The organism is Streptomyces sp. NPDC047081 (assembly GCF_040643775.1).
Lineage (GTDB): Bacteria > Actinomycetota > Actinomycetes > Streptomycetales > Streptomycetaceae > Streptomyces.
Genome location: NZ_JBEYUY010000052.1, coordinates 28,482 through 39,492, shown reverse-complemented (window position 1 = coordinate 39,492; position 11,011 = coordinate 28,482). Strand labels below are relative to the sequence as shown.

Annotated in this window: 10 protein-coding genes; 6 read left to right on the top strand and 4 right to left on the bottom strand. The window is 71.8% G+C overall.

What is annotated here, in order from left to right; all coding sequences use genetic code 11:
- Window positions 1–1,050, top strand: a 1,050-nt coding sequence (sucB, locus tag ABZ848_RS47735) for a 2-oxoglutarate dehydrogenase, E2 component, dihydrolipoamide succinyltransferase (protein ID WP_360842900.1), incomplete at its 5' end; no start/stop codon positions are given.
- 70 nt (window positions 1,051–1,120) lie between these two features.
- Here the strand turns inward: sucB and ABZ848_RS47730 are convergent.
- Window positions 1,121–1,834, bottom strand: a complete 714-nt coding sequence (locus ABZ848_RS47730; protein WP_360842898.1) for a hypothetical protein — start codon at window positions 1,832–1,834, stop codon at window positions 1,121–1,123.
- A gap of 257 nt (window positions 1,835–2,091) precedes the next feature.
- Between ABZ848_RS47730 and ABZ848_RS47725 the strand changes: the two genes are divergently transcribed.
- The 4 genes from ABZ848_RS47725 to ABZ848_RS47710 all read left to right on the top strand — a co-directional run bounded on the left by ABZ848_RS47725 (window position 2,092) and on the right by ABZ848_RS47710 (window position 7,271).
- Window positions 2,092–2,715, top strand: coding sequence for a GntR family transcriptional regulator (locus ABZ848_RS47725; protein WP_360842896.1), 624 nt, complete (start codon window positions 2,092–2,094; stop codon window positions 2,713–2,715).
- Window positions 2,716–2,940: 225 nt separating this feature from the next.
- Entirely contained in the window at window positions 2,941–5,646 is a 2,706-nt protein-coding gene (gene aceE, locus ABZ848_RS47720; protein ID WP_360842893.1) for a pyruvate dehydrogenase (acetyl-transferring), homodimeric type, read from the top strand.
- Window positions 5,647–5,721: 75 nt separating this feature from the next.
- Complete coding sequence (locus ABZ848_RS47715) at window positions 5,722–6,696, top strand: WYL domain-containing protein (protein ID WP_360842890.1); 975 nt, start codon at window positions 5,722–5,724, stop codon at window positions 6,694–6,696.
- Between the two features lie 56 nt (window positions 6,697–6,752).
- Window positions 6,753–7,271, top strand: a complete 519-nt coding sequence (locus tag ABZ848_RS47710; protein ID WP_360842905.1) for a DUF4240 domain-containing protein — start codon at window positions 6,753–6,755, stop codon at window positions 7,269–7,271.
- Window positions 7,272–7,274: 3 nt separating this feature from the next.
- Here the strand turns inward: ABZ848_RS47710 and ABZ848_RS47705 are convergent, their stop codons facing one another.
- Together ABZ848_RS47705 and ABZ848_RS47700 are read right to left on the bottom strand one after the other, a co-directional pair.
- A complete protein-coding gene (locus tag ABZ848_RS47705) occupies window positions 7,275–7,508 on the bottom strand; it encodes a hypothetical protein (RefSeq protein WP_360842887.1) in 234 nt (77 codons plus the stop codon).
- A 101-nt stretch (window positions 7,509–7,609) separates the two neighbouring features.
- Complete coding sequence (locus ABZ848_RS47700) at window positions 7,610–8,617, bottom strand: methyltransferase (RefSeq protein ID WP_360842884.1); 1,008 nt, start codon at window positions 8,615–8,617, stop codon at window positions 7,610–7,612.
- A gap of 245 nt (window positions 8,618–8,862) precedes the next feature.
- Here ABZ848_RS47700 and ABZ848_RS47695 point away from each other — a divergent pair, with 245 nt between their 5' ends.
- The gene (locus ABZ848_RS47695; RefSeq protein WP_360842881.1) at window positions 8,863–9,990 is read left to right on the top strand and encodes a peptidoglycan bridge formation glycyltransferase FemA/FemB family protein; all 1,128 of its coding nucleotides are present in this window, start codon (window positions 8,863–8,865) and stop codon (window positions 9,988–9,990) included.
- A gap of 7 nt (window positions 9,991–9,997) precedes the next feature.
- On the opposite strand, the gene ABZ848_RS47690 is transcribed toward ABZ848_RS47695, so the two are convergent.
- Window positions 9,998–10,747, bottom strand: coding sequence for a peptidoglycan recognition protein (locus ABZ848_RS47690; protein WP_360842903.1), 750 nt, complete (start codon window positions 10,745–10,747; stop codon window positions 9,998–10,000).
- Window positions 10,748–11,011 lie beyond the last annotated feature (264 nt).

Genomic DNA, 11,011 nt, shown 5'->3' with positions numbered 1-11,011 from the left:
GCTGGCGCCGCTCGCGGCGAACAGCGGGATCGCGATGGCGGAGCCGGTCACGCCGGCCGCGACGAGGAGTGCCGGAGCCTGGCGGGGGCAGCGCCCGCCGCGGGTGCCACGGACGAGGGCGCCTACGTCACCCCGCTGGTGCGCAAGCTCGCCGCCGAGAACGGCGTCGACCTGGCCGGCGTCAAGGGCACCGGCGTCGGCGGCCGTATCCGCAAGCAGGACGTCATCGCCGCCGCCGAGGCCGCGAAGACCGCCGCCGCTGCTCCGGCCCCGGCCGCTGCCGCCGCTCCGGCCGCCGCGAAGAAGGCGCCGGCCCTGGAGGCCTCTCCCCTCCGTGGCCAGACCGTCAAGATGCCGCGCATCCGCAAGGTCATCGGCGACAACATGGTCAAGGCGCTGCACGAGCAGGCGCAGCTGTCCTCGGTCGTCGAGGTCGACGTCACCCGCCTGATGAAGCTGCGCGCCCGGGCCAAGGACGCGTTCGCGGCCCGTGAGGGCGTCAAGCTCTCCCCGATGCCGTTCTTCGTCAAGGCCGCGGCCCAGGCACTGAAGGCGCACGCGCCGATCAACGCCAAGATCAACGAGGGCGAAGGCACGATCACCTACTTCGACACCGAGAACATCGGTATCGCGGTGGACTCCGAGAAGGGCCTGATGACCCCGGTCATCAAGCACGCGGGCGACCTGAACATCGCCGGCATCGCGAAGGCCACGGCGGAGCTGGCCGGCAAGGTCCGCGCCAACAAGATCACGCCCGACGAGCTGTCCGGCGCGACCTTCACCATCTCCAACACCGGTTCGCGCGGCGCGCTCTTCGACACGATCATCGTGCCGCCGGGCCAGGTCGCGATCCTCGGCATCGGTGCCACGGTCAAGCGCCCGGCGGTCATCGAGACCGAGGAGGGCACGGTCATCGGCGTCCGCGACATGACCTACCTGACCCTCTCCTACGACCACCGTCTGGTGGACGGCGCCGACGCGGCCCGCTACCTGACCGCGGTCAAGGCGATCCTGGAGGCCGGCGAGTTCGAGGTCGAGCTCGGTCTGTAAGGCTCGGAGTACGTCAGTGCCCCCGTCCGGAGTCTCCGGGCGGGGGCACCGTCGTACGCACCCCTGCGCGCTAGTGCGGCCTGAGCGTGTGGTCGCTCCAGTTCCACAGCGTCTCCACCCACACGTTCGGGATGTCGAGGTGGGGCGCGTAGGTCAGGTGGCGGGTGCGGTAGGCGTGCAGGACGTCGTAGGTGGCGTCGAGGCAGTCGCGGGAGGTGAGGTCGCCGGTCTTCGGGTCGACGCCGACCAGGAAGCCGCGGCTCTCGACGGTGCGGATCATCGCCCAGGCGCGGTTCACGTCACTGGTCGAGGAGGAGACACAGCGGTAACGGCTGTACGGGTGCGTCGACTTGCCGGGGTAGTGCGCGTCCCGGGACATCTCGCTGAGCATGCGGTCGTACGACCCCTGCGCGTGCCAGGCGCCGATGTAGCCGCCGGGCGGGGTGTACAGCTTGTTGGAGGGGTTCTCGACGGCGCCGTAGACCCACTGGTTGGTTCCCGTGACGCGGAAGCCCCAGCCGACGTGGCCGAACTTCTGCGCGCCGTCCGGCTTGACGAAGACGCAGGCTCCGCCGGGCCCGGCGGGCTGCCGCGCCGACGTGAGCGCGCCCGACATGGCCTTGACCTCCGTACCGCCGCCGTCCGTGTCACTGACCGCCGGCCTGCTGCTCTGACTCGACGCGGCCGTGGGCGTCGGCTGGCACCCCGTCACGCCGATCACCGTGCCCGCGACCATCGCCGCGGCCGTCCAGCCGATCCTGCTGCGCCGTCCCCCGATGTTCATGCCGTCCCCCAGACGTTCCCGGAGCTCCCCGCTCGGGAACTCCTTGCCGACCGCGACGGCGTGGGCGGCCCGAGGGGTTCGCGCTGTGACACGGCGGTGACGCCTCCGGGCCGTACCCGGTACGGGTCTTTACAGGGGGCCCTGTTCTGCAGGGCGTGTAAGTCTCGTCTCACCTGCATGAAAGCGCCCCCGTGCGCCCCTCCTGGACGGGTCCGCGGCCTTATTGTCTAAACGTCAAACGCCCTTAAGGAGCCCTCATGACCGCGCCCGTCGTCCACTCGCTGCGCGAACAGATCCGCGAGCACATCGTGGAGGGGATCGTCAGCGGGCGCTGGAAGCCGGGCGAGCGGATCGTGGAGCGGCGGATCGCGACCGAGCTGGAGGTCAGCCAGACGCCGGTGCGGGAGGCGCTGCGCGAGCTGGAGTCGCTGCGGCTGATCGAGTCGGCGCCGAACAAGGGCGTGCGGGTGCGCAACCTCACGGCGGCCGACCTGGAGGAGAGCTACCCGGTCCGGGCCGGTCTGGAGGCGATCGCCGCGGAGCTCGCGGCGGAGCGGCTGGCGCAGGACTGCTCGGCGCTGGAGCCGCATGTCCTCGCGCTGTACGAGGCGGACCGGGCGTCGGACGGGACGGGCCAGGTGCGGCACACGGTGGCCTTCCACCGCGAGCTGGTGCGGGCGGCCGGCAACTCCGTGCTGCTGCACACCTGGGAGGGCCTGGGCATCGAGGTCTTCACGGCGCTGTCGATCCGCTGGCTGGGGACCGTTCAGCAGTCGTACGCGGAGGAGCACGAGGAGCTCGTCCAGGCGTTCCGGCGCCGGGACCCGCGTATCGCGGAACTCGTCAAGGCGCATGTGCTGGGGTGCGCGCCGCGAGCTTGAGCACGACCCCGCTCACCTGCGGAAACCCGCCGAAATCGCGGCACCCGGTGCCTGCCCGAAAGACACCCCGTGCCTACTTTCTCGTAATCGAGAAGTTTTGCCCTTGAACCCTTTGATCGATCATCGATCAGCGAGTTATTGTCACCGACGGACCTCCACCGAGGTCCCCAGCCCTGTCCTGCCAAAGACCAAGGGCACCCCCCTTCGACTGAGGAAGGCGGCGACATGACCGACCCCAACGCCATCCAGCCGAGCGAGCTCGACCAGCTCCCCGACCGGGACCCCGAGGAGACCGCCGAATGGCAGGCCTCCCTGGACGCCGTCGCCAAGGCGGCCGGCCCGCACCGCGCCGCGTACCTGATGCGCCGCACGCTGGAGAGGGCGGAGGGCAACGGCATCGCGCTGCCGAAGCTCCTCGAGACCGACTACGTCAACACCATCCCCACCGCCGCCGAGCCGTCCGTGCCCGGTGACGAGGAGATGGAGCGCCGGATCACCGCGTGGAACCGCTGGAACGCGGCCGCGATGGTGACCCGGGGCAGCAAACACGGCGTCGGCGGCCACATCGCCACCTTCGCCTCCGCGGCCTGGCTCTACGAGACCGGCTTCAACCACTTCTTCAAGGGCAAGGAGGCCGACGGCTCGGGCGACCAGCTCTACATCCAGGGCCACGCCTCCCCCGGCATCTACGCCCGCGCCTTCCTCGACGGCCGGCTGACCGAGGCGCACCTCGACAACTTCCGCCAGGAGGCGGGCGGCAACGGCCTCCCGTCGTACCCGCACCCGCGGCGCCTGCCCTGGCTGTGGGAGTTCCCGACGGTGAGCATGGGCCTCGGCCCGCTGTCGGCGATCTACCAGGCGCGCTTCAACCGCTACCTGACCGCCCGCGGCATCAAGGACGTCTCGTCCTCGCACGTCTGGGCCTTCCTAGGCGACGGCGAGATGGACGAGCCGGAGTCCACGGCGGCCCTGGCACTCGCCTCCCGCGAGGGCCTCGACAACCTCACCTTCGTCATCAACTGCAACCTGCAGCGCCTCGACGGCCCGGTCCGCGCGAACTTCAAGATCGTGCAGGAGCTGGAGGCCCAGTTCCGCGGCGCGGGCTGGAACGTCGTGAAGTCGCTGTGGGGCTCCGCCTGGGACGAGCTGTTCCAGCTCGACACCACGGGTGCGCTGGTACGCCGGCTGCGCGAGGTACCGGACGCCCAGGTGCAGACGTACCAGACGCGCGACGCGGCCTACATCCGCCAGGACTTCTTCGGCGCCGACCCGGCGCTCGTCGAGATGGCGAAGCTGCTGAGCGACGACAAGATCCTCGAGTGCTTCCACCTCTCCCGCGGGGGTCACGAGGCGCGCAAGGTGTACGCCGCCTACAAGGCCGCCCTCGACCACAAGGGCGCCCCGACCGTGATCCTGGCCCAGACGGTCAAGGGCTTCACGCTCGGCGAGGGCTTCGCGTCGAAGAACGCCAACCACCAGATGAAGAAGCTGACGGTGGACGAGTTCAAGCAGATGCGTGACCTGCTCGAACTCCCCATCAAGGACAGCGACTTCGTCGACGGTGTGGTCCCCTACGGCCACCCGGGCGCGAACTCCCCCGAGGTCCGCTACCTCCAGGAGCGCCGCGCGGCCCTCGGTGGCCCGGCTCCCGCCCGCCGTACGCACGCGCTGGCCCCGCTGCCGGCCCCGGCGGAGAAGGCGTTCGCGTCCTTCGACAAGGGCTCGGGCACGCAGAACGTGGCCACCACCATGGCCTTCGTCCGTCTCATCAAGGACCTGGTCCGCGACAAGGAGACCGGCAGGCGCTGGGTGCCGATCGTCCCCGACGAGGCGCGCACCTTCGGCATGGAGTCGCTGTTCCCGTCGCTCGGGATCTACTCCCCCAAGGGCCAGACGTACGAGCCCGTCGACCGCGACCAGCTGATGTACTACAAGGAGGCCAAGAACGGCCAGATCCTCAACGAGGGGATCACCGAGGCCGGTTCGATGGCCGACTTCATCGCCGCGTCGACCGCTTACGCGACGCACGGCGAGGCGATGATCCCGTTCTACATCTTCTACTCGATGTTCGGCTGGCAGCGCACGGCCGACCAGATGTGGCAGCTCGGCGACCAGCTGGGCCGCGGCTTCCTGGTGGGCGCGACGGCGGGCCGTACGACCCTGACGGGCGAGGGCCTGCAGCACGCCGACGGCCACTCGCCGGTGATCGCGGCGACGAACCCGGCGGCGCTGACGTACGACCCGGCGTTCGCGTACGAGGTCGCGGCGATCGTGAAGGACGGCCTGCGCCGCATGTACGGCGAGGCGGCGCCGGGCGAGGACCCGAACGTCTTCTACTACCTCACCGTCTACAACGAGCCGCTCCCGCAGCCGGCGAAGCCGACCGGCCTCGGCATCGACGAGGGCATCGTCAAGGGCCTGTACCGCTTCAGCACGGCGGAGTCGGCGGGCCTGAACGTGGCCGCGGCCAACGCCCCGCGCATCCAGCTCCTTGGCTCCGGCACCGCGATCCACTGGGCGATCGAGGCGCAGAAGCTGCTCGCCGAGGAGTGGGGCGTGGCGGCCGACGTCTGGTCCGCGACGTCCTGGACCGAACTCCGCCGCGACGCCCTGGAGGCCGACGCGGCCCTGCTCCGCGGCGAGGAGCGCGTCCCGTACGTCCGCCAGGCCCTGCACGGGGCCGAGGGTCCGGTGCTCGCGGTCTCCGACTACATGCGCCAGGTCCCGGACCAGATCGCGCAGTGGGTCGAGCAGGACTACTCCTCCCTCGGCGCGGACGGCTTCGGCCTCTCCGACACCCGCGAGGCGGCCCGCCGCCACTTCGGCGTCGACGCCCGGTCGATCGTCGTGGCGGCCCTGGCCCAGCTGGCGCGGCGCGGCGAGGTCAAGGCGACGGCGGTGAAGGAAGCACGGGAGAAGTACGGCCTGTAAGGGCTGACCTTCGACGAAGGGGTACGGCGGCTGCCGTACCCCTTCGTTGTCAGTGGCCCCCGGCATCATGGCCCTATGCGCGCTGCCCGCCTCATCAAGATGGTGCTGCTTCTGCAGTCCCGGCCGTCCATGACCGCCGGGGAGCTGGCGCGGGAGTTGGAGGTGTCCGAGCGGACCGTGGCGCGGGATGCGCAGGCGCTGTCGGAGGCGGGGGTGCCGGTGTACGCGGATCGGGGGCGGGCCGGGGGGTACCGGCTGATCGGCGGGTACCGGACGCGGCTGACCGGGCTGGCGCGCGGTGAGGCCGAGGCGTTGTTCCTGAGCGGGGTGCCGGGGGCGCTGCGGGAGATGGGCCTGGAGGACGCCGCCTCCGCGGCCCGGCTGAAGGTGTCGGCGGCCCTGCTCCCCTCCCTCCGGGACGCCTCCCGCACCGCCGCCCAGCGCTTCCACCTGGACGCGCCCAACTGGTTCACCGAGACCAAGGCACCCGAGCTGCTGCCCGCCGTCGCGGACGCGGTGTGGGACGACCGGCGGGTCACCGCGCGCTACCGGAGCCGGGAGGCCGAGGTGGAGCGGGAGCTGGAGCCGTACGGGCTCGTGCTCAAGGCGGGCGTCTGGTACGTGTGCGCGCGGGTCGCCGAGGGCGGTTCCTTCCGGGTGTACCGGATCGACCGGTTCACGGCGGTGGAGGCCCGCGCGGACCGCTTCATACGCGACGAGGAGTTCGACCTGCCCGGCTTCTGGGAGGAGCGGGCGGAACAGTTCGCGCGCTCGATCCTGCGGGCGGAGGTCGTGGTGCGGCTGTCCGAGGACGGGGTGCGGAGACTGCCGTACGCGGTCGATCCCGCCGCGGCCCGTGAGGCGCTGGCCGCCGCCGGCACCCCGGACGAGGAGGGCCGGCTGACGGTCACGCTCCCCGTGGAGTCCGAGAAGGTCGCCCACGCGCAGCTCGCGGGGCTCGGCCCGGAAGTGGAAGTGCTGGCTCCGGAGAGCCTGCGGGCACGTTTCACCGACGACGCGATACGGCTGGGCCGCCTGTACGGGACATAACAATCCGCCGCACTCCACGTGCGCCCCACCCGCCCAGGGCCGATGCTGGACCCGTGATGGACGAGACGGAGTTCTGGGAGCTGGTGGACACCACCCGCGAGGCCGCCGAGGGCGACCCCGAGGAGCAGGCCGACCTGCTCGTGGACCGGCTGCTGCAGCTGGACCCGGACATGGTGCTCGACTTCGCCCGTCACTTCGAGGCCCGCTACAACCGCGCGTACACCTGGGACCTGTGGGGTGCCGCGTGGGTGCTGCTCGACGGGGCCAGCGACGACGCCTTCGACTTCTTCCGGTGCTGGCTGATCGGGCAGGGGCGCGAGGTGTACGAGGGTGCCGTGCACCATCCGGACTCGCTGGCCGACCTGCTCGACGACTTCGACGAGGAGCTGGACGGCGACGGCGAGGAGCTGGGCTACTCCGCCGACGAGGCCTACGAACAGCTCACGGGAGCAGTGGCCCCCGACCTCGGCATCCCCCCGGCCCCCTCCGAACCGGAGGGCACCCCGGTCGACTTCGAGAACGACGGGGCACTGGCGGAGCGCTATCCCAAGCTCTGGGAGCGCTTCAGGGACTGAGGGTCAGGCTGCCGCCGTACGCCTGCGGGTCTGGTCCGTCGGGATGTAGGCCTGCGTCTGGTCGATCCTCACCGCATGGTGCATCGGAGCCGCGTTCGCCTGGTCGAGGGCGTTCGCGGTGACCGCGGCCGGGCCCAGGACGACCGCGGCGGCCGCGCAGAGGGCCGCCCAGGGACCGCGGGCGGTCCGGACCCAAGTGGCCGGCTTCTCCGTGGTGTTGGTGTGACTGCTGTTCATCTTCCCCACCTCCAGTCAGTGCGTGTGCATGACGATAGGGAGGCGACCAAAGGGAGTTCGGTGAGGCGGCTACGAGGAACCTGTGAGCCCCGGCGGGTCCCTCAGGCGGCCACCGCTTCCACCACCGACAGCACGGTCGGCGTCGGCAGCACGCGGGCCAGGCGCAGTCCCGCCGCGGCGAACAGCTCCGCGAAGTCGGCCTGCGTGCGCTCCCGGCCCACCAGGGACGCCATCAGCAACAGGTCGAGCGTCTTGGCCTGGTGCGGCGCGTTGTCCCGCGGCACCACCGCGTCGACGACCAGGATCCGGCCGCCCGGCGCCATGGCCCGCCGGCAGTGGTCGAGGATCGTGACGCACCGCTCGTCCTCCCAGTCGTGCAGGATGCGCTTGAGGAGATACACGTCCCCGGCCGGCGCGCCCGTGAAGAAGTCGCCCTCGGCCAGGGTCCAGCGGCCCGCCGTCTCCTCCGTGTCGAGGCGGTGCCCGGCGAGGACGTGCCGCTGGTCGTACAGCACGCCCTTCAGGCCCGGGTGACGGCGCAGCACCTCCAGGAGCAGGCCGCCGTGACCGCCCCCGACGTCCACGACGGTGCCGTTGGCGGGGAGGTCGCAGGCCGCGGCGACCGGCTCGTTCTCCGGGTCGGACATCGCGGCCATACCGGTGTGGAAGACGGCCGCGGTCTCCTCGTCCCGGGCGAAGTGCTCGAAGAACGGCACCCCGAAGATTCCCTCGAACGCCGAGGTCCCCTCGGTCAGACAGCGCACCGTCTCCGCGGCCGGCCACCACATGGTCCGGTCGGTGTTCATGAGGACCGCCGAACGCGCCGAGTACGGGGCGTCGGTGCGCAGCGCGTCCCCGGCCGCCGTCAGCGCGAAGCGGCCCTCGCCGTCCTCCTCGAAGACGCCGCGGGTGGCGAGCAGCCGTAGCACCCGGTGGAGGTTGCGGGCGTCCGTGCCGGTGGCGGCGGCCAGTTCCGCGGGCGTGCGGGGGCCGTCGGCGAGGTGGTCCGCGACCCCGACGGCGGCCGCGGCGCGCAGCGCGGCCGGGAACAGGAAGCCGAGTGACTCGTCGATGAGGAATGCGGCGGAACCCCGCGAATCGGTCGTCATGCGCTCCAGGATGACGGCCGATCGCCTGCGCGCGGCCCGGCACGCGCGCGCCTCGCGGGGGCTCACGGAAGCAGGGGTACGGGGCATGGTCGGCGCACCTGGGCGGGGCCCAACGGAGACGCCGCCCGTGCGCCGTCGGACGTTCACCTGGGCGCAGGCGTGGGTCCAGTTCACAGTCGTGGACTCTTGACCGGCCCCGAGATCCCCGGCTTACGGTGGCCGCCCCGAACAGGAGCACCCTGCCCATGACCAGCCCGTACGTACAGGAGATCACGCGCGAGGAGCACCTGGCCCACTTGCGGCTGTATCCGGACGTGAGCCATCTCCAGATACCCGAGTGGGCCGCCGTGAAGCCCGACTGGCAGGCGGAGAGCGTCGGTTGGTTCGAGGGGAAGATGCTGGTCGCGGCGGCGCTGGTGCTGTACCGGAAGCTGCCGGGGACCCCGCGCTACCTGGCCTACGTCCCCGACGGGCCGACGATCGACTGGCGGGCGCCGCGCCTGGAGCGGTGGCTGGATCCGCTCGTCGCGCATGTGGAGGAGCGCGGGGCGTTCTCGCTGCGGATCGGGCCGCCGTTGGTGGTCCGGCACTGGGAGGCGGCGACCGTGACGGCGGGGATCGCCGACCCCGACGTACGCCATCTGCACGATCTGGCCGCCGACGGCCTCGACGGGCATGCGCTGGACGCGGCCGAGCGGCTCGGGCGGCTGGGGTGGCGGCGGTGCGCGGAGGACGAGGGCAGCGGGTTCGGGCTCGGGCAGCCGCGGTACGGGTGTCACATACCGCTGGCCGGGCGGACGGTGGACGACCTGAGCGACGGACTCGCGCCGCACTGGGAGAAGGCGCTGCGGACGTCCGAGATGTCGGGGGTGCGGGTCACCTGGGGCTCGGGCGCCGACCTCCCCGACTTCCACCGCCTCTACACGGCGACCGCGGCCCACGACGGCTTCAAGGCCCGTCCGCCGGCCTACTTCCAGCGCATGTGGAAGGCGCTGAACGCCGAGGACGACGACCGGCTGCGGCTGTATCTCGCCGAGTACGACGGCGAGGTGCTGTCCGCCGCGTTCATGATCAACGTCGGCTCCCGGTCCTGGCACTCGTACGCCGCCTCCGGCCGCCGGGGGCGTGAACTGCGGCCCAGCAGCGCCCTGTTGTGGCGGATGCTGTGCGACGCGCGGTCGTCCGGGGCCGACACGTACGACCTGCGCTCCATCACGCCCCATCTCACCGAGTCGCGCCTGCTCGGGCGGCTGGGCTTCAAGACGGGGGCGGGCGGCCGGGCGGTGGAGTACCTCGGGGAGTGGGAACGGCCGGTGGGCAGCCAGGGGAAGGCGCTCCAGCGGGCGTTGGGCATCTATCTCGGGCGCAGATGAGAAGAGGTCACGGTGTCCTGCCCTGCAGCCGGGCCGCCAGCTGCCTGATCTCCGGGAGGCGGGCCGTGAGAGCGGCGCCCGGACAGCTGGTCATGTAGCCGTCGTTGTGGCCGGCCAGGGCGGGGAGGGTGGCTGTCGTACCCGCGTGGTAGCGGCTGAGGTTGTTGCTGGAGGTCAGCCGGACCTTCGTACGGGGATCCACGTCCGCCAGGCCCAGCTTCCAGGCGGCCAGCGCGGCGATCGCGTCGGTCATCGCCTTCGGGACGGGGACGCCCGCCGTGAAGGTGCCGAGGGCGGCGATGCCGGCCGTGCGGTGGTTGAAGCCCTGGGTGTGGGCGCCGGTGACGGGGCGGTCGACGCCGCCGGCCCGGCCCTCGTAGATGGTGCCGCACTTGTCGACGAGGAAGTTGTAACCGATGTCGTCCCAGTTCCGGGCACCGGTCTGGCCGGCGTAGAGGTAGCGGATGATGCGGGGCGCGTCGGCGCAGTCGTATCCGTTGGGCGAGTCGGTGTGGTGGACGAAGACCGCGACGACCTTGTCGTCGTAGCGCGGGGGCGGCTGGGCGTGCCGGGCGAGGTCGTCCAGCCAGACGGACCGCGGCACGATACGGGGCTTGACGGCGGCGTGCCGGACGGCCGCGGGCCGGGCCACGACGGCAGGTCCGGCGGTCCGGGCGGCGGTGGCGTGCTCGACGCCGTCCACGCACAGCACCAGACCGACGACGGCGGCGATGCCGGGCAGACAGGCGACCAGCACCCGCGCGGCGCGGGGCAGCGTCCGGCGTGCACGCCGGCGGCGCCCGGCCCGCCGTATCCGCACCGCGCGCGGCACGAGCCCCGCGCGCCGCCGTATTCGGCCCGCACTCCGTCTTCGCGCCCCCCGCGCTCTTCGGACACGCATGGCTCCACTCTCGGCCGTATCCCCTCCGCCCGCGATGTGTGTTGTGCCACCCGGTGGAACCATCGTCCTGGTCCGAGACGTTTTTCCGGGTGCACGCACGCGTGGGCCACCCCGGTGGAA